The organism is Shewanella vaxholmensis (genome assembly GCF_031932135.1).
In the GTDB taxonomy this organism is placed as follows: Bacteria; Pseudomonadota; Gammaproteobacteria; order Enterobacterales; family Shewanellaceae; genus Shewanella; species Shewanella hafniensis.
Genome location: NZ_JAUOEV010000006.1, coordinates 98,118 through 117,608, shown reverse-complemented (window position 1 = coordinate 117,608; position 19,491 = coordinate 98,118). Strand labels below are relative to the sequence as shown.

Below are 19,491 nucleotides of genomic sequence, written 5' to 3'. Positions count from 1 at the left end.
AAATCAGCAATGTAAAGACTCACTTACTGATCTAACGTGGCTTGCACTTTACGCAGCCAAACACAGTTATCACACTGACATTGACGGCGTGATAAATGGTGCGGGCTTAACGATGAGTCAACAAAATCCACGGCGATCAACAACTGCTGTTTTAACTCGGCAATCGATTTTTCGTTCACGGCCACCAGCTCGTCGTTCTGATTCATCCAGATACATTCCATGCCCTGATGACAAGTTAAACATTGCTCGTCGCTATCATTAAAAAATACCGCATGTGGGCAATGGGTCACTTCCATTGACTGCAAAATTCGCTTACGCGGATATTCCAATAGCTCGATCAACAAGGCTTTATATTGGGTGGGCATATGCCCTCCTTAGCTGCACTTTGTCTGTGGGTTAATTAACAAAAACTGATTCCATCTCATGTCCAAAGATTACCTATAGTCGCGAGGATTTAACTTGATGTAAGTCAAAGTCAGTGACGAAATGATCGGTTAGGTAAGCCGCGCCTGACGCTGATCACTAATGCCGCTCTGAATCCTAAAATAATGCCAGCCGCTATTTGATTATCGCCCCCGCTTACTGGTTAAATGGACAAAACAAGGAGCACAATTTGCAAACACCTCAGCTGCAGCATTTTTATATTTCTGAAGAGCAATCCATTTACTTGCTCAAAGCCAATGATGCCCGTAAACACAAGGCGTGGATCCGCCTCTGTAAACAGCAGCTGAGCAAGTTAGGTTATACCGATATTGAATTGGTCGGCAAAGGCGCCTACGGTTTCGTGTTTGCGGGTATCAATCAAGCGGGCGATGCCCATGTGTTTAAGTTCTCGCGGATTAATCTGCCGCAACATATTCAAGATAGGCTCGAAGAAGAAGCCTTTATGCTGTCCTTACTCAAGCATCCCAATGTGCCGGGCGCGATCAAATTTGAGCGAGTCGGCAAGCAAGGCATACTCGTGATGGAGCGGGCAAAAGGCGAAGATCTCGACCAACTTTGCCGCCGTATGGGCGCCCTGCCCACAGCTATGGTCATGAGCATCGCCCGCCAACTCGCCGATATCTTGTATTACCTGCGCACGGGCAAGCCCTTAGTGCACGGCGATATCAAACCTTCTAATCTGGTTTACGACATTGAACAGCAACACTTATCGTTGATCGATTGGGGATCGGCGGTGTTTGCCCAGCGAGATGAATATAACAAGCCCGTCGAAGACAATGTGATGGCGTTAATGTCGAGCGATCAACAACATACCAACGCCCGCATGGGCGATGTGTACTTTATCGGCGAAGAGCAACTCAATGGGGCACTCTCCAGCCCGCGCTTTGACGAACAAGGCGTTGCTGCAACTCTGTATGCTCTTGCCTCAGGCCAAGCAAGCCGCTTCGGCGCACAAGTTATCTCGCCCACCAGCATTGGCTTACCAATGGAATTAGCCCGTACCTTAGAGGGCATGCTCAGCACAGATCCTAAGCAGCGCAACATTGCCGGCGATTACTTTTTGAAAAGTATGCGCCACAGCCACAGACTGCATTTACCAGAACTGCCCAAAGCTGAGTTACAGGGTGAAATTCCTGTGTGGGTGCAATCCCGCGACAAAGATGTTGAAACCGTCAGCTACAGCTCGCGTAAGTCCTTTTTGAAGGAACATAACGCCCAAGATCCTATCGCTAAGATGGATGATATTCAGCTCGAAAAATATTACCGCAACTTCCTCGCGGGCATGGGCGATACCGAAAAAGGTTTTATCGCCGCAGTGGGTCGGTTAGCGCAATATCCAATCGTGGGCGGTCTCGCGATCCACTGGCAAGAAACCGGCGTGTTTATCGACTCCAATCTTGCGATTTACGATGCAAAACAAAAAAGTGCCTTAATTATTGCGGTCAACAATATGGTAGATCTCGCTCGGGGAATTAAACGTATTGGGGTATTTAAGGCCTGTTTCTTTAACGCCAAAGACACGCTGCATATCGAGCGAACAGATATCAGCGAGCCGTTTGTTGCCAGCGCCGATCTGCAATTGCCCTTTGAAGTCGGTGATGTGCCCACCTTAGAAGATAAGTCACGGTTACACTCTTACTTTGAAGACGGTAAAGATCCCGACGAAAACCTAGAATTGCCGGTGGAGATCATGGAAGAGTTAGCCCGCATCAACCAAATTCACCACACAGGCTGCATCATTTTTGAGGCACTGCCGAATCACTTGAAAATCCACAGTTACTTGAAGCTGCTCAATCCACGTAAGCAAGCGGCATTTCGCGCCAGTCTCGATCGCATCTTGCATCATGTCGGCAAAATCCAAGGCCACGGCGTGTCGGGCTTTATGAAACTGCCCTACAAAAACACCCGCCGCTTTACCCATCTAGAGCGTAAAGCCGATCACTTTTATCCGAAAAATCCAAAAGAAATAGGCGCCTAATGGCGCCTATATTCATCAGATTAAATCGGTGATCCCGGCGGTAAGGTCAATGGCTTAGGGATCAGCTTAACTTTAGCATCGGTTAAGCCCGCAGCCAGACCCTGTTGCAACCAAGTGTAATGGGCAGCAAGACTTGCATTGGCTCGATTCGACTTCGCTTTCAATTGCTTAATCACAAACTGAGCGCGATCGTTGATCGCAGCCCTCACCTCTGGTGAGGTTTGAGGATCGTGCAACGTTGCCAGCACTTCATCAATCACCACAGCGTTCACTCGCATCCACACACCTTCGACCAGCCCAAGCTTGTCCTCTTGATACAAGGTCGCCGCGAATAACTTATCCAGTAATGTTGTCACCGATAACTGCTCGCTATCTGCCATGGATGCTTGGCTGACACGGTTCAAACGTTTAGGCATCAATAGCAAGCTAACAGTATGACGGCTAAATACTTCAGCCATGCCGAGAGGATCGTTAATTGCGCCTAAACCTGAGTCGAAGGATTCCCGCGTAACATGATAATTCCCCGCCTTTGGCACTAAACTGTCGAGCAAGGATTGCGGCACAGTTAAACTCGCCGCATCTAAAGTTTTAAGCAGTGCGTCTAAACCCGTTAACTGCAATTGCGGCGCAATATAGCTCCAGCGGCTACCTTCACCTATGGATTGATAGTTATAGTCAGTGCCGCCAATAAACTTAGCAACCGCATCGATTTGATAACGCGTCAGCAAATAAATTGGCGCAAAGGCATCGGCTAGCTCGCCCAGTGGCTCATTGGATAACAAGGCCGCACTGGAGAAACCCGCAATCGCCTTAGTGCGAATTTTATCGAGCTTACCCAACTGGTCGATCGGATCGTCACCACTATCCCACAAACTGGCATAGGCCTGACTCGCATCCTTTTGGCGAGAATCGGCCTCACCGATATAACGTAAGCCACGTTTCGCCACATCGGCCAGTAAGTCGACTTGCAACGCTTGTTGGGTGCGAGCATCGCCTTGTTCGCTATAGCCATAGGCGATAGCAAAATCATCCCAAGGGCCAACACCTGTAGTGTAAGGCGTTGAAATATCAATATCATTGCCCTTTAGCTGGATTTTCGGATGGGGATAATCCATCACAGAAGCATCCTGATTGGTCGAAGCGGCAAAGTTATGATCAAGCCCTAAGGTATGGCCAACTTCATGGGCGGCCAGTTGGCGAATACGCGCCAGCGACAAGGCTGTCGCCGCTTTCTCGGCCGCCACTCTATCCTGCCAGCCAGCGGTTAAGCCTTTGGCAATCAAGTAATCCTGCCGCACACGCAAGCTGCCGAGCGTGACTTGACCCTTAATGATTTCACCGGTGCGAGGATCGGTCAGTGCGGCGCCATAGGACCAACCCCGCGTCGCCCTGTGCACCCATTGGATCATGTTGTAGCGAATATCCTGCGGATCGGCATCTACCGGCAATAACTCAACTTTAAAGCCGTTAATAAATCCGGCGCGAGTAAAAGCAGTCTCCCACCAGCGCGCGCCATCGAGCAAGGCCGAACGTATCGGCTCTGGCACACCGGGATCGAGATAATAAGTAATAGGTTTAACGACTTCACTTGGCGCAGGGCCAGGATGCACTTTCTGTAAACGGTGGCGCAGGATAAAACGCTGCACTAAAGGTTGATCAAAGGGCGTCGCATAGTCTTGATACTCATCGGACAAATAGCCGCTCATAGGATGATAAGCCCGCGGCTGGTAATCAGTATCGGGAAGCTCAACAAAGGAATAACGCATCCGCACCGACATTAAGGTGCCGTCGGGGGTTACCTGTGCGACCTGTGCGCCTGCGACATCGCCTTTAAAGGTGAGTTGCACATCCACATCGGCATTTTTCTCAAAGGATTTTATCCCTTTGGGTAGGATGACAGAACGGCTCAGATCCAGCCGATAATAGCCCTGCTCTGTTTGTTGCAATACGGAAGATACGCCGTGTAAATCATTGAGCACCAGATCGTTGATCGCCACCAGATCTGGCTTGCCATCAATCACTTTACCCTGCCATAACACAGAATCGGCAAAGGCTTCTGCAACCGCTCTTTGCTCGGCGGCGTCAGTGGTATTAGCACGATATTGGGTATTGAGTTGCTTGAGTAAAATATAGGGGCCTTGGCGCTCAAACTGCACCATGCGGGTCTGACCCAGTTGGCCGCGATCGAGACCAATGTCGTTCGAACCTACGCCCTGCGGCAAACTAGTGACCAAGAGAAAAGGCTGATTTAAGCGATTGACCTCAAGGTATAACTCTCCCTGAGATTCCTCGTAATAGAGATTAAGAAACCCTTTCGCCTCTTGGCTTTGCTTAATGATCTTGGCGCTAGGCGCGGCGGCTGCGACGGTAACGGTGGGAAATCCTAACAGCGCTATGGATAAGGATAAGGCTAAGGCTAAACTTTGGGGTTTCATCTTTCCTCCTGATACGGCTGGCTGCGTTATTTACCTTAATAAGTTATCGATGAATCTTGATCTCAAGCGATTGATTTACAGTAAATAACGCGAGGCCATCACTGGCCCCGAGCAAATAAATTAACGATTCTGATGCTGGTTCTTATGTTTGATCCAGTGATTTAATGTTTCAAATAATTCGTTGAGCACTATAGGTTTAGTGATGTGGGCATTCATCCCCGCCGCTAAACTTTTTTCCCTGTCGCCCGACATGGCATGGGCTGTCATGGCAATAATAGGCAGTTCATCGGCATTAAAACGCTCACGCAGTGCCTTTGCAGCGGTTAACCCGTCCATCACTGGCATTTGAATATCCATCAACACGGCATCAAACGGCCGCGAGTCTATGGTATCCAGCGCCACTTGACCATTGTCGGCCAGCACCACTTCATAGCCAGCGCTCTTAAGGAGTTCAGTGGCCACTTGCTGATTGATAAAATTATCTTCCACCAGCAGCACTAAACCTGTGTGTTCGCCGTCTTCAACTTGGACTTCAACCATAGGCTGAACCACATTCAATCTCGGCTCATCGGCAAAGGCGGCAATGATCTCATCGAACAGGCTCGATGCCTTGAAGGGTTTTTGCAGGACGGCGAACACATTGGCACTATCGACTTCATGCTGCAAAGGCTCTGCTGCATAGGCCGTCATCATAATAATCACAGGCCGTTTCGCTAAGCGGCCTTCGGCGACCATAGTATCTATGGCGCTGACCACATCGCTGCCGTCCATTTCTGGCATCATCCAGTCGAGCAATAGCAGATCGATTGGCGCCCGCGACAGTTTATAAAGTGCTTCGGCGCCACTGGCAGCGGTATCGACTTCGAAGTGGAAATCTCGCATCAAGGTCGAATAAATTTGCAGTGCAGTCGGGTTATCGTCAACGACTAAGGTGCGTAAACTATTGAGTTTTTCCGGCACGACCAAAGGCTCAATCTTAGCGGCTTCGGCAATTTCAAAGCTGATGGTAAAGCTAAAGGTACTGCCGACCCCAAGCTCACTCTGCACTTGCATCTTACCGCCCATCATAGACACCAGATGCTTACTGATCGATAAACCTAAGCCAGTGCCACCGTATTTGCGGGTGGTTGAACCGTCGGCTTGGGCGAAGGCATCAAACAACTTATCCTGCTGATCTTTACCTATGCCGATACCGGTATCGCGCACCCAGAACTTCAAGGTAATACGATGATCGCGCTCGCCGACATCTTCACAACCCAGCTCAATTTCGCCAGATTGGGTAAATTTCACCGCATTCGATAACAGGTTAATCAGCACTTGGCCTAAACGCAGTGGATCGCCCTTAAGAATGAGTCCCGCCGTCACTGGAGCATACAAGAGTAACTCAACGCCCTGTTCCTGTGCCTTGAGCGCATTGAGATCAAGGGCGTGATCGAGCACTTTATCCAGCGGGAATGGCACCCGCTCAAGCTCCAACTTACCCGCCTCAATTTTAGAGAAGTCGAGAATATCATTGATGATCCTCAACAGCGATTGCGCCGAGAAACCAGCTTTTTCGAGGTAATCTTTCTGCTGCGCCGTTAACGAGGTGCGCTGTGCCAACTGCAACATACCGATAATGGCATTCATCGGCGTGCGGATCTCATGGCTCATGTTGGCCAAGAATTCACTCTTGTAGAGGTTAGCTAATTCGGCGTCTTGCTTGGCTTCCAAAAGCGCCACTTCGTTACTCTTATGGCGGGTAATATCCTTATGGGTACCGAGCATACGCTTAGGCTGGCCTTCGGCGGTGAACTCCACCACACGGCCACGGGATAACACCCAGTGATAGCCGCCATTTTTACCTAACATACGGAATTCGATTTCGTAAGCGCCGACGGGATCAGCAAGATACTGAGCACGGTATTCCTCGACGCGAATCCGATCGTCGGGATGGGATAATTCATCAATCGTCGACACAAGAGCGGGGAACTCATTGGTTTTGTAACCCAACATAGAATAATAGGCTGGGTTACAAATGATCTGTTCAGAGTCTAAATACCAATCCCACAGGCCATCCTCCACCGCATCCATAGCTAAGTGATAACGCTCTTCGGACAGGCGCAATTGTTCGGCGGATTCGTATTCGCGCGTCACATCACGCCACACGGCAATCAGGCCCTGCAGTTCGCCGCGGCGATTATAGAAAGGCAGTTTAAGGGTATCGAGCAGCACAGGTTTACCCGCAAGCTCAACCTTTTCTTGGTAGCGCAGCGGCGTGCGATCTTTTAGGACTTGTTCGTCTTCGGCGCGGATACGAATGCCCATTTCTGGCGAGGTCAGATCCTCAGATGATAAACCTATCATCTCGCTCTCTGTGTAACCAAGCATGCGTTCAGCCGCTTTGTTACAACCTAAATAGTTGCCTTCTTTATCTTTAAAGACAATGGCTTCGGGGATCGAATCAAGCAGGGATCGTAGCAGCGCATATTCGCGTTCACGCCGCTCTGTGGTGTCTTTTAAGCGTTCAGTACGCCGCGCCACTAGCTTATCGAGCCGCTTATTCTGCTCCGCTAAATGGTGGGTATATTGTTTGTTTTCCTCAAAAATCCGACTCACCAGCAAGAACCAAGGTTCCCAGCCGCGGGTGATTTTCTCCGGTGGCTTACGCGGCTCTTGCGAGCAGCCCTCAAGGTGCGACAGTAGTCGCGAGGCAGGGCTCACAAAAGATCGACGCGTCTGCCAATGCACTATGGTCACCAACACAGACAGGGCGATAACCACTAAAATAAAGGTCAGCTGCAGTTTTTCCCACGAGTCTTGGAATAAGTCGTCTTCATCCTGTAAATACAGTAAACGCCAAGGCGCGTTATGCAGCGCAACCGAGTGGATGTAATAGCCGTTACGAATGATGCCGTCGTGGGCATCGAACAATTCCGATTCAGGTAAAGAATGCAGCTCAGAGGGAATACGTTGGCTGATGTGATAAACCCGATTGATGTCTGAGCTATCAAAATCGCTGTGGGATAAAATATTGTTCTGTTGGTCGAGCAAAATCACTGTGCCCGGCATCTTAAAGTAGACCCGAATTTGCCGTGCTAACGAGGCAAGCGTCATGTCTAAGTTAATTGAGCCAATGAACTCATCGTCCAAATAAACAGGCACACCTAAAGTGGTCAATAAGCCTTTGCCCGTGGAGTCGACATAGGCTTCGCTCCAGAACACACTGCGCTGCGGGTTCATTGCCGGGGTGGCGTATTGAAACTGTTTCTTGTTGAGTAATTCGTCCCTAAAACGTTGATCGTCATTCGACCAAGGGAAGTAGGACATAATCCTACGTTTTGACAGGTAATAAATTGCCGAGGCTTTCGGGGCGGCTTCTTTGGCGACGGGGAATGACAGTGACAGCTCAAACAACATCTCAAGCTCTTGATAGAACTTGTCGCTGCGGCCATCGAGGGAACCTGCACCAGTGATCCTACCCATGTTAGTAAAAGGCTCACCGCTCTGGGCGTAGCTAGGTTCTAAGGTAAAATACTGGCCGCTTTCGTTGAATTTACCGTATTGGGGTAAGCGTTCTTTACGTACGAGTTCGCCCAAACGTAAATGATCCACAGCAACGTTGCGTAAGCTTTTTACCGCTCTAATGCTCGACTCAAGTAGCAAATCGATTTGCAATACATGGCGCTGAACCTGCTCTTCACGCTGCTCCATCTGCTGTGCTTTTTGGCGGTCGAAAAACATCCATGCGGTCAACAAAGACATGACGATAACGCCGATGTACGTATAAAAAACGGCACGGTTGTAGTTCTTCTGGATCGGCGATTTTAGTTGGAGATCCGGCTCACTCGATTTCATCCACTACCCTTGATTGCAGCGCTTAATTTCAGCCTACGGCGGCAAAAACTATGAGCTCCATATAGTAGCAGGAAGGAACTGCCAATCACATAAAATAATTGTCAGATAAAGCCTACTCATACCACTGATAAGTCGATTAAAAATCTACTACTCCATCAAATTAAGGCCTCCATATCTGAGGCCTTAGTCATTACCCTAAATTAAACCGACCTGCTTTACAGATGCTCTTCGGCGTATTCAGCTAAGCGTGAACGCACCACGCCATTGAGATACACGTTGGCGCTGCCTTCAAAGTCTTTAAAACGTTCAACAATGTAGGTTAAACCTGAGGTCACTGCAGTTAAGTAGTTAGAGTCGATTTGCGCTAAGTTACCGCAACAAATCAGCTTTGTGCCCTCGCCCATACGGGTGATCATGGTTTTGATCTGCGAGGCGGTGAGGTTTTGACATTCATCCAGTAGCACGATGGAGTTTTGGATCGAACGCCCACGCATAAAGTTAATCGACTTAAACTGAATGTTAGCCTTCTCCATGATGTAGTTCATGCTACCCGTGGGATTAACATCATTCTTGTGTAGCACTTCGAGCGTATCAGTAATAGCGGCCAGCCACGGCATCATCTTCTCCTCTTCGGTGCCGGGCAAGAAGCCAATAGATTCGGCGATTTCTGGGGTGTTACGGGTGACGATCACTTTGTCGTAGCGATTGCGCTCGACCACAAGTTCCAACGCCGCCGCCATGGCGAGCAAGGTTTTACCGCAACCCGCGGGGCCGGTTAAGATCACCAGATCGATATCGGGATCGAGCAATGCTTGCAACGCCATGCCTTGATAGACGTTTTTAGGTTTAACGCCCCAAGCTTCGAGGTTTTTCACTCGCTCACGACCAAGATCTAAAATGTGCAGATGGGTGTCTGTGCGCTCGGTAACGCGACCGCAAAAATCAGACTCAGTGTCGATAAGGTATTGGTTGATGTAAAACTTATCATTTTCAAGATCTTTGAGCGGCACTTCATGCACTGTGTGTCTACCGTGGCGCTCGGTGGAGACCTTGTTCAAGTGCTCCCAAAAATTACCTTCGAACTGGTAAAAACCTTTGCTGAGGAAGCGAATATCATCGATCAACTGGTCAGTTCGATAATCTTCAACCAATTGAATGCCCGCGCCCTTGGCTTTGAGGCGCATATTGATATCTTTGGTGACTAAAACAACGGTACGGGGTTGATGCAGGTTTTGCAGATGTAGGGCGGTGTTGATAATGCGATTGTCGTTTCCATCTCCCGGCAGGGCGCCTAAGGTAAAATCAACAAGGTGATCAGGGAAGATTGAGAGCGAACCGACCGCATCGGCATGACCCTCTCGGCTGGGCAAAGGGACACCATTGATAATCTGCTCTGGGGTGGTTTCACCACCTAGGGTATCTTCCAATGCCCTGATGGCAACTCTAGCATCCCGACTCACATCACTCTTTCGATCTTTAATCTGGTCCAACTCTTCTAGCACTGTCATCGGAATGACCACATCGTGCTCTTTAAACGAATAGATCGCCAAAGGTTCATGTAGTAACACATTGGTATCCAGTACAAACAACTTTCTGTCGTCTTGTTCCATGGCGCCTCCAGAGTGCTTCATTAAAGTTTAAACAAACTTTTGAGTCTCAATAAAAGTTACACAACTCCTATTACTGGCAAAGCATATGGCAAAGAATGATCATAAGGTTCAAGTCGATAGCACTTTACTTGCACTTAAACCTTAAGTTGATATTGGCACCAAACTCACGAGATAACAATACAGCAACCATTGTTTACCATACAGACTCGAGGCAGTGTATAACCGCGGATGTGACATTAGCGTGACAATTTCATGTACTGGCACGACAATTTTGTCGCTTGTACAATTTGTAATCTAGCACTCTGGGAATTAGGCTCTAACGGGTGAGAGGGCGATTTAAATATCACGAGTATTGGTATAACATACGCGCCCTTTGTTAGAGTCCGCCTAGAAATGAGAATTTAAGATGCCGTTCGCCTTAGGTCAACGTTGGATAAGTGATACCGAGTCAGAGCTTGGTTTAGGAACTGTGGTTCAAGTAGAAGGCCGTATGGTCACTGTTTTATTCCCTGCCACGGGTGAGAACCGCATGTTCTCCCGAGCAGAAGCCCCTCTGACACGCGTTATATACAATCCCGGCGATTCGGTTGAAAGCCATGAAGGCTGGAGCCTTGCGGTCAGCGAGTTGACCGAGAAAGACGGGATAGTGATCTATCACGGCATTCACAGTGAGACAGGCGAGCAAGTTACCCTGCGTGAAACCCTGCTGAACCACAATATTCGTTTCAATAAACCCCAAGACCGTTTATTCGCTGGCCAAATCGATCGCCTCGACCGTTTTGGTGTGCGTTATCAGTGCCAAATGTTGCGCCATAAACTGGCCTCATCGGACCTGCTTGGTTTGCAAGGTCCACGCGTAGGACTTATTCCGCATCAAATGTGGATTGCCCATGAAGTCGGGCGTCGCTATGCACCGCGCGTACTGTTAGCCGATGAAGTGGGTTTAGGTAAAACCATTGAAGCAGGTCTGATTATTCACCAACAACTGCTGACCGGCCGCGCCGAACGCATTCTGATTATCGTGCCCGATACTCTGCGCCATCAGTGGTTAGTGGAAATGCTGCGCCGCTTTAACCTGCGCTTTTCGGTATTTGATGAAGATCGTTGTGTAGAAGCCTATGCCGATCACGACAATCCTTTCTACACAGAACAGTTAGTGATTTGCTCACTCGAATTACTGCGTAAGAAAAAACGTCTTGATCAAGCCCTAGATGCCGATTGGGATCTGTTAGTGGTTGACGAAGCGCACCACTTAGAATGGACCGAAGAAGCGCCAAGCCGCGCCTATCAAGTGGTTGAAGCATTAAGCGAAGTGATCCCAGGCGTGTTACTGTTAACCGCAACGCCGGATCAACTTGGCCATGAGAGTCACTTCGCCCGTTTACGCCTGCTCGATCCAGATCGTTTCTACGATTACGATGCCTTCCTAGCCGAAGAAGACAGCTATAAAGACGTCGCCATTGCCGCCGAAGCCTTAGCTGGCAACGCTAAATTATCCGATGCCGCCATCAACAGCTTGACCGAATTACTGGGCGAAAAAGACATCAGCCCAAGTATTCGTTTAATCCAAGCCGACGGTATTGATGCCGAAGTACAACATGCTGCCCGCAGCGAATTACTGCAAGAATTACTCGACCGTCACGGTACTGGCCGCGTGTTATACCGTAACAGCCGTGCCTCGGTAAAAGGCTTTCCAAAGCGTTTCTTTAACGCTTATCCCCATGCCATGCCAGATCAATATCAAACTGCTGCACGCGTCAGTGGCATGATGGGCGGACACAAGTCATTAGAGGCGAAAGCGGCGCAAGCCCTTAGCCCTGAAAAGTTATATCAAGAATTTGAAGATAACAGCGCCAGTTGGTGGAAGTTCGATCCCCGTGTGGATTGGTTAATTGAGTTCTTAAAATCACACCGCAGCAAAAAAGTGCTGATCATCGCCAGCCAAGCGGAAACCGCCCTGAGTTTAGAAGAAGCTCTGCGCACCCGCGAAGGGATTCAAGCGACGGTATTCCACGAAGGCATGTCGATTATCGAGCGCGATAAAGCCGGCGCTTACTTTGCCCAAGAGGAAGGCGGCGCACAGGCGTTGATCTGTTCTGAAATTGGTTCTGAAGGCCGTAACTTCCAGTTTGCCAGTCACTTAGTACTATTCGATCTGCCGCTAAACCCAGATCTATTGGAACAGCGCATCGGTCGTTTAGACCGTATCGGCCAGAAAAATGATATCCAAATTCACTTGCCGTACCTTGAAGACACCGCCCAAGAACGTTTGATGCAGTGGTATCACCAAGGGCTAAATGCCTTCGAACTGACTTGTCCGAGTGGCCATGTGCTTTACAGTGAATTTGCCGAAGATCTGTTAAACGTGCTTGTGGTTGATGACAGCGACGAGCTGACAAACCTGCTCAATCACACCCAGAGCCGTTATAAAGAACTCAAGCACGCCATGGAGCAAGGCCGCGACAAACTGCTGGAAATCAACTCACACGGCGGCGAGAAGGCAATGGCTATCGTCCAACGCCTCGCCCAGAATGATGGTGATACCCATTTGATCGGTTCAGTGATCCGTCTGTGGGATATTATCGGTGTCGATCAAGAAGATAAGGGTGAAAACTCAATCATTCTGCGCCCGAGCGAGCACATGATGTTCCCAACCTACCCTGGCTTGCCAGAAGATGGCGTGACTGTGACCTTCGACCGTGACACAGCGTTATCTCGCGATGATATTGCGCTGATCACCCAAGAGCATCCACTGGTGCAAACGGGGCTAGATCTGATCACAGGTTCAGAAACTGGCACCACCAGCGTCGCAATTCTAAAAAATAAAGCCCTGCCTGCAGGTACCTTATTCTTAGAACTCATCTACATGGCCGATGCCTCAGCACCTAAGTCGAGCCAGCTTTACCGTTATTTACCGCCTACACCCATTCGCGTGTTGTTGGATAAAAACGGTAACGACCTGTCGGCTAAAGTGGATTACGCCAGTTTCGATAAGCAATTGAGCGCGGTGAATCGTCACATTGGCGGCAAGTTAGTCACCGCATCTCAGCCAATTCTGCATCCGTTATTTGCTAAGGGTGAGGAATATGCTCAAGTGGTTGTGGATGAAATGGTCGCCCAAGCCAGAGAGAAAATGACACAACAACTGAGCACAGAGCTGAGTCGTTTAGAGTCACTCAAGGCGGTAAACCCCAATATCCGTGAGGAAGAATTGGAATACCTGCGCAATCAAATGCAAGAGTTAAACACTTATCTGGATGCCAGCCAGTTACAACTCGATGCGATCCGTATGGTGCTCGTCAGCCACGTATAAACCCAAGCGGAACAGTAGGTTTCAATCAATTAGCCCAGCCTCAGCGTTGGGCTTTTTTATGCCCTGTGGCTTTCGATTCAAAGTAGTTTTCTATAATAAGCGGCTGTTGATGTTCAGCAGCGTCTTCCCAATTAACGTGATTATCCCAAATGATGAGGCGTCACTCTTTGGCGAGGAAAGTTCACTTTTTGGTAATTGTTCAGGTTATACTCAAGCACTGATGAATTAATGAGACTACACAGGTGGTTATCAATTCTATGGCACGCATTATTTCGCTTCTCTTTTGCCTCCTACTTGGTTTCACAACCATCTCTTCCCGCGCGGCAGACCCAGCAACAGCTACGCCAACGCCAACGCCAGCAGAAGTCAGTGCCAAAAAATTAAATAACCGCTATTTACCTGAGAATGAAGTCAAACAAATCACCATAGACAATCAGCCCTACGATTTGTTAGTACGGCCATGGGAAGGAAAAAAGAAACTCGGTGCGGCGATCATTCTGCCCGCCACCAACGGCACGGCAGATGCACCGGGATTGATGGCGTTTGTCCGTCGTAATATCAATCCTGCCGGTTGGGCCAGCTTAAGTTTAACCCCGCCAACTGAACTGCCTGCGGCCAATTTTGCCACCGCCGCCACCGAAGTCACCTCGCCCGGCGCCGCGCAATTAAGTTCACCGTCCAACAAACCTAGCCCTAAAATCAAGCCCGAAGATAACAGCAAACATCTGCAAGAGCAGGAAGACTTTCTGGTCCAAAGCATGTCGCAATTAGATGCGGTCGGCGCAGATTATGCGGGCAAACGCATTTTGATCACCGCCGACCAAAGCGCTGGATTATTGATTAGCTTATTAAGTCAGAAGAAAATTGCCGATCCCGATGTGCTAATCGTCATCAATCCCTATCGTGAGGACGAAAAGCTCAATCAAGCACTCGCGGAGCAACTGGCGAAACTCACCTTACCGATTTTAGATATCCAATCGCCAGACGGTCACCCCGCCTCATTAGAAACGGCCGCTAACCGTAAGGTTTTAGCCGTAACCTTAGAAAGCCCTAACTATCGCCAAACCCGCTTAGCGCTCAATTTAGACAACGAGAGCGCGTGGCAGAATTGCTTAGATGCGATTAAAGGCTTTGCCGCACGCATGAGCGGCGCGCAGTAAACGCCACGATTCCAACTAATTCGAGCCAAATAGCACTACCAACCCGATTGGCGATCTTGATAGGGTTTTTGTGGATCTTTGAGCTGGCGCGTCGCCGCTATCTTGCAATTTTTGCCTAACAACAAGCGAATCTGACTAATCGACTCACGGCAAAGTAGACTCCGCACCGAAGCCGTCCAACTACGGTTAATACTGAGTTTGATGGCCGCTGCTGCATCCGGTGAGGTTTGCATCAGTTGCTGCGCCAATTGTTGAGCCACTTCCATCGGCGTCTCGCTCACTTGCGTCACGAGTCCTAAGGCCTGCGCTTCATTGCCCTCAAGCACTTTTGCCGTCAGGCTCAGCAGCATGGCTTGATCCTTAGGCATGATTTGCCTTAACGCGACCAACCCCGCCATATCGGGCACGAGTCCCCATTTCGCTTCCATAATCGATAACTTACAGTCATGACTAGCGATGCGCACATCTGCGCCCAAGGCGAGTTGCATACCGCCGCCATAGCAACAGCCTTCAAGTACGGCAATCACAGGTACGGGCAAGCGTTGCCAACCTAATGACACCCGCTGTGCTAAGTTCGCATTCCCCGGTAAGCCCTTAAACAGTAATTTTACCGCCTGCATGGGTGCCGACATCACGCTTTTGACATCGAGTCCAGAGCTAAAATTGCCACCCGCCCCCGAGAGGATCACCGCTCGCACCCCACGATTGGATTTGATCTTTTTAATCGCACGGTCGAGCTCACTAAACATTAAATAATTAATCGCATTCATTTTTTCAGGACGATTAAGCAACACATAGGCGATGCCATCATCGATTTTGACTTGTACACTTTGGCCACTCATGAAATATTCCGTTACTGGTCAGTCCAGAATAAATGTTAACACGTTTGGAATAATTCACTAAAAGATATAACATGAGCCTGTTTTTTGACTTGAGTCAAAATATTGCCAATTCAAACATGGACTGAAGGCAACTTATGTTAGGCTGTCGCCACTACGTGCGGTAATCCTAATGTATCTTTCGATGAGATAGACTTATCGAACTCGGCAATGAAGTTACCTCGCCGCCAACATCGACACTTATGTAGCACTGTACTTGCCGCTAAGGATAAAGCCGCAAACAAATGGACTCAGTCGTCCGTTTTTATGCGCTACATCCTTGTTATTTGCTAAAAATTAGCCTGCTCGATTTAAGATTTTGCATCATGTGATTCAATAATGAGTCAAATTTTAATGTCAGCGAAAAAACGAAATTAATCAATAATATCTATAAGTTACATCTAGAAGATATAAATCAGACTTGCCCGAAGAACGCAATTCGTCAGTCGGACCTGAAAAATAAGTGTTATCTTCAATTAATGGGCAAATAAGGATCACTAGTCAGCATGTCAATATCTGTACTCATCTGTGACGATTCCGCCATGGCGCGTAAGCAAATGGCCCGCACGCTCCCAAAAGAGTGGGATGTGGAAATTACTTATGCGACCAATGGTGCCGAAGGCCTTGATGCTATCCGAGCCGGAAAAGGCGAAGTGGTATTTCTCGATCTCAACATGCCAGTGATGGACGGTTATGAAGTACTGCAAACCGTGCAGCAGCAGGATCTCCCCGCGCTGATCATTGTGGTCTCTGGCGACATTCAAATCAAAGCTCACGAGCGAGTCAAAGCCTTAGGCGCATTAGATTTTATTCAAAAACCCGTTAGCGCCGATGCCATCAGCAACATTTTGCAAGATTACGGCATCTTAACCCTGACGCAGAAAGATATCGCCGACGAAGTCCCGATGATCAAAGTCGACATGCGTGACGCTTGCCAAGAAATTGCCAACGTCGCCATGGGACGCGCCGCCGATCTGTTAGCTAAGTTACTCGATGTATTCGTGTTGCTGCCCATCCCCAATGTGAACGTGCTTGAGGTGAGTGAGTTGACCATGGCACTCAAAGCCACGGAAGAAAGCTCGACCGTATCGGCACTTTGCCAAGGTTTTATCGGGGCGGGGATTGCGGGAGAGGCCCTGCTTTTGTTCCATGATTCCAGCTTTAAAGACATGGCCAAGCTGATGGGATTAGCCAATCCTGAAGATAAAAATACTGAGATAGAAGTGCTGATCGATACCGGAAACGTGCTGATCGGCGCCTTCCTTAACGGCATTTCTGAACAGCTCGACATGAAATTTAGTCAGGCTCACCCTGTCGTGCTAGGACGGCACTGCACGGTTAACGATCTGATCCATGATAATTCAGAAAAATGGCAGCGAACTTTGGCTATGGAGATCAACTATCGGATTGAAGATCATAATATTCAATGCGATTTGTTACTGCTCTTCACCGAGGATTCTATCCCCACACTTAGCTATAAACTCGGCTATTTACTCGATTAACCAGTTGGATTTTATCCTATGTCAAATGACCAAAGCGCAATGAACGAACTACACTGGCTCATCGATATGGTGCAAACCATAGAGGTGGGATTAGTGGTATTAGATCGCCATTACAATATCCAGCTGTGGAACGGTTTTATGGAGAATCACAGCGGTGTTTCCCCTAATTCGATCAAAGGTCAAAACTTGTTTACCCGCTTCCCCGATCTGCCCGCCACTTGGTTAAAGCAGAAAATGGAATCGGTTTTTATGCTTAAAAACCGTGCCTTTATCAGCTGGGAACAAAGGCCATACGTTTTCCAATTTAAAAACTACCGCCCGATCACAGGCCGTGCAGACTACATGTACCAAAACGTGACCTTGTTGCCACTGGCATCGCTTACAGGGCAAGTGACCCATATCAGCGTGATTATTTATGATGTGACTGATATTGCCATCAACAAGTTACAACTTAAAGCCGCGAACGAGCAACTCGAGCGCCTAAGCCAAACCGATGGTTTGACTCAGCTGCATAACCGTCGTCATTGGCAAGAATGTTTAGACCATGAGTACGACATGTATGCCCGCTACTCAGGCATGGCAAGTTTAGTGATGATAGATATCGATAACTTTAAACATATCAATGACAGCTATGGTCATCTGGCGGGTGATAAAGTGATCCAGCATATCGCCCACTTACTCAGCCAATCCCTGCGTGAGACCGATTGCGCCGGACGTTATGGCGGCGAAGAATTTGCGGTTGTATTGCCCAAAACCAGCGGCGCAGATGCGATGAACTTTACCGAGCGGCTCAGGGAAAAAATCGCCGCATCCGTCATAGTGTATGAAAGCTTGAAGATCTCTGTGACTGTGAGTTTAGGTGTATGCGAAATTGGTTCCCACATCACCAGCAGCTCAAGCTGGATTTCTTGCTCCGATAAAGCGCTGTACGAAGCCAAGCAAAAAGGCCGTAATTGCAGCGTTCTGCATACCAGTACAACTGCGAAAAAAATCAGCCAAACTTAAAATATCTACCTAATAAAAATGCCCATCATAGATGGGCATTTTTATTTAAAGCGGATATAGATTAGATATTCACGCGCGAATTAATGAGGGAAACCATCATCTTCTTCGTCGTCTTCATCTTCTTCGTCATCCATTTCATCACCGACAAAATAGGTGCCCCAACCGTCATATTCCACTTTCTGTTTTACCGCTAATTGCAGCAGTTGTTCTGCGGCTTTATCCAGTAATTCAACATCTAGCTTGTGGTGCGCGACAGCATCGAAACAGAAAATAATTGAACCATCTTCCAGTTCCATCTCTTCAGCGTCATTTACCTCAAAACCTAATTTAAAGGCATCTACTGCGGCTTTTTCGAGACGATCGAAATTGGTCGATGAAAAGTGATGCTCAATAACATATTCCGCATCAGGCTCTGAGCCATCGTCAAGCAGGGCTTGCACTATGTCACGATTCTCTGCAAGTTGGGCTTTTAACTGACTTTCAATAGACATGGATTTGTCTCCGTTAAGGTAAATCTGGCTCAAATTGGCATTATACGTCATCACTCGCGAGAGTTTTACCCATAAGTGCTGCCGCTTCTTGATTTATCTCAGCAAATCTCGCCGACATGCTGGCATGAATTTGCGCAGAGAAGTTTTTCACATCGGCTTTATCTAAACCTGCGGTCGGCACAGGTGCCATCATATCGATGATGACGACACCATTATTCCAGCGATTTAACTTAATATGGCTCTGACACGAAGCAACCACTGGCACCACTGGCACTCCCGCCGCGATTGCAGTATGGAAAGCTCCTGCTTTAAAAGGTAACAGACCACGACCACGCGAACGTGTACCTTCAGGGAAAATCCATACGGATAGATTCTTCTGCTTAATTTTTTCAACCGTTTTAGCCATAGTATCAAAGGCACTGTGACGGTTTTTGCGGTCGATCAGAATATTTCCTGACAACCAATAGATTTGACCGAATAATGGCATCCACGCCAAACTCTTCTTACCCAAACTCACAGTCCCTTTAGGTACCGCAGTCGTATGAGTAAACAGATCGAAGTTATTCTGATGATTTGCGAGGAAAATATAGGGGCCATCCTGCACATCTTTATGTCGACGTACAATCACTTTGATCCCAAGGATCGGAGCGACCGATGAGAAGATCTTGGCGAACATATGTACATTGTCGCGGTGCCGAGGTCTTAATAAACACACTAAGCCACCAAAAATAAAGGCAAGCAACAATGACACCGCCAACAGCATTGATCTGACGATTAAAAGCACGATTTACTCCGACTATAAAAGTGGCGACAGTATATCCACCATGGCTTTGGGACT

12 protein-coding genes are annotated in these 19,491 nt (G+C 48.3%); 5 read left to right on the top strand and 7 right to left on the bottom strand.

Features of this window, described 5'->3' with window-relative positions; all coding sequences use genetic code 11:
• Window positions 1-23: 23 nt before the first annotated feature.
• Window positions 24-365, bottom strand: a complete 342-nt coding sequence (locus Q4Q46_RS07765; protein ID WP_006080029.1) for a hypothetical protein — start codon at window positions 363-365, stop codon at window positions 24-26.
• Window positions 366-613: 248 nt separating this feature from the next.
• Between Q4Q46_RS07765 and Q4Q46_RS07760 the strand changes: the two genes are divergently transcribed.
• On the top strand, window positions 614-2,422 hold the full coding sequence (locus Q4Q46_RS07760; RefSeq protein WP_011845712.1) for a protein kinase domain-containing protein: 1,809 nt from the start codon (window positions 614-616) through the stop codon (window positions 2,420-2,422).
• A gap of 20 nt (window positions 2,423-2,442) precedes the next feature.
• Here the strand turns inward: Q4Q46_RS07760 and Q4Q46_RS07755 are convergent, their stop codons facing one another.
• From Q4Q46_RS07755 to Q4Q46_RS07745, 3 genes are all read right to left on the bottom strand, one after another.
• A complete protein-coding gene (locus tag Q4Q46_RS07755) occupies window positions 2,443-4,857 on the bottom strand; it encodes a zinc-dependent metalloprotease (RefSeq protein ID WP_311905642.1) in 2,415 nt (804 codons plus the stop codon).
• 120 nt (window positions 4,858-4,977) lie between these two features.
• Window positions 4,978-8,694, bottom strand: a complete 3,717-nt coding sequence (locus Q4Q46_RS07750) for a response regulator (protein ID WP_311905641.1) — start codon at window positions 8,692-8,694, stop codon at window positions 4,978-4,980.
• 215 nt (window positions 8,695-8,909) lie between these two features.
• Window positions 8,910-10,304, bottom strand: coding sequence for a PhoH family protein (locus tag Q4Q46_RS07745; RefSeq protein WP_006080025.1), 1,395 nt, complete (start codon window positions 10,302-10,304; stop codon window positions 8,910-8,912).
• A 406-nt stretch (window positions 10,305-10,710) separates the two neighbouring features.
• Between Q4Q46_RS07745 and rapA the strand changes: the two genes are divergently transcribed.
• Together rapA and Q4Q46_RS07735 are read left to right on the top strand one after the other, a co-directional pair.
• A complete protein-coding gene (gene rapA, locus Q4Q46_RS07740; RefSeq protein WP_311905640.1) occupies window positions 10,711-13,617 on the top strand; it encodes an RNA polymerase-associated protein RapA in 2,907 nt (968 codons plus the stop codon).
• A 257-nt stretch (window positions 13,618-13,874) separates the two neighbouring features.
• Complete coding sequence (locus Q4Q46_RS07735) at window positions 13,875-14,777, top strand: DUF3530 family protein (RefSeq protein WP_311905671.1); 903 nt, start codon at window positions 13,875-13,877, stop codon at window positions 14,775-14,777.
• 35 nt (window positions 14,778-14,812) lie between these two features.
• Here the strand turns inward: Q4Q46_RS07735 and Q4Q46_RS07730 are convergent, their stop codons facing one another.
• Complete coding sequence (locus tag Q4Q46_RS07730; protein WP_311905639.1) at window positions 14,813-15,619, bottom strand: crotonase/enoyl-CoA hydratase family protein; 807 nt, start codon at window positions 15,617-15,619, stop codon at window positions 14,813-14,815.
• A 542-nt stretch (window positions 15,620-16,161) separates the two neighbouring features.
• Here Q4Q46_RS07730 and Q4Q46_RS07725 point away from each other — a divergent pair.
• On the top strand, window positions 16,162-17,157 hold the full coding sequence (locus Q4Q46_RS07725) for a response regulator (RefSeq protein WP_006080020.1): 996 nt from the start codon (window positions 16,162-16,164) through the stop codon (window positions 17,155-17,157).
• 18 nt (window positions 17,158-17,175) lie between these two features.
• The gene (locus Q4Q46_RS07720; RefSeq protein ID WP_106648221.1) at window positions 17,176-18,162 is read left to right on the top strand and encodes a sensor domain-containing diguanylate cyclase; all 987 of its coding nucleotides are present in this window, start codon (window positions 17,176-17,178) and stop codon (window positions 18,160-18,162) included.
• A gap of 80 nt (window positions 18,163-18,242) precedes the next feature.
• Here Q4Q46_RS07720 and rraB read toward each other — a convergent pair whose 3' ends face one another.
• Together rraB and Q4Q46_RS07710 are read right to left on the bottom strand one after the other, a co-directional pair.
• Entirely contained in the window at window positions 18,243-18,653 is a 411-nt protein-coding gene (rraB, locus tag Q4Q46_RS07715) for a ribonuclease E inhibitor RraB (protein WP_012090273.1), read from the bottom strand.
• 40 nt (window positions 18,654-18,693) lie between these two features.
• Window positions 18,694-19,437, bottom strand: coding sequence for a 1-acylglycerol-3-phosphate O-acyltransferase (locus Q4Q46_RS07710; RefSeq protein ID WP_311905638.1), 744 nt, complete (start codon window positions 19,435-19,437; stop codon window positions 18,694-18,696).
• Window positions 19,438-19,491 lie beyond the last annotated feature (54 nt).